Annotated in this window: 1 protein-coding gene; it reads right to left on the reverse strand. The window is 66.8% G+C overall.

All coding sequences use genetic code 11. From position 1 onward, the window contains the following. Window positions 1–533 (reverse strand): alpha/beta fold hydrolase (locus FJV41_RS57165; protein WP_246137923.1); only part of this gene is annotated, 533 nt, incomplete at its 3' end. Window positions 534–551 lie beyond the last annotated feature (18 nt).

Consider the following 551-nt stretch of genomic DNA (forward strand, 5'->3'; position numbering starts at 1 on the left):
ACAGGCATCTCCCGGAAGCGCACGAAGCTCTCGTCGATGAACACGTCGAGGATGCCGGTCTCGGCGAAGTCGATGAAGGTGGTGAGGAAGGTGGCGCTGGCCACGGGCTCTTCGCCGCGCGCGGCCAGCACGGCCAGGCCCGTCGCGAGCATCGTGCCGCCGACGCAGAAGCCCAGCGCGTTGATCTGGGCGCTGCCGGCGATCTCGCGGGTGGTCTCGATGGCGCAGAGGACGGCATCCTCGATGTATTCGTCCCAGGTGGTGTGGGCCAGGCTCTCGTCCGGATTGCGCCAGCTCACCACGAAGGTGCGGTGGCCCTCGGACACCGCGTGGCGGATCAGCGAGTTCTCGGGCTGCAGATCGAGGATGTAGAACTTGTTGATGCAGGGCGGCACCACCAGCAGCGGCCGCTCGTGCACCTTGGGCGTCAGCGGCTTGTACTCGATGAGCTGGAACAGCGCGTTCTCGTAGACCACCGCGCCTTCGGACGTGGCCACGTTGCGGCCGACCTCGAAGACGGTCTCGTCGGTCATCGACACATGCCCCTGGCG

The organism is Myxococcus llanfairpwllgwyngyllgogerychwyrndrobwllllantysiliogogogochensis (genome assembly GCF_006636215.1).
In the GTDB taxonomy this organism is placed as follows: Bacteria; Myxococcota; Myxococcia; order Myxococcales; family Myxococcaceae; genus Myxococcus; species Myxococcus llanfairpwllgwyngyllgogerychwyrndrobwllllantysiliogogogochensis.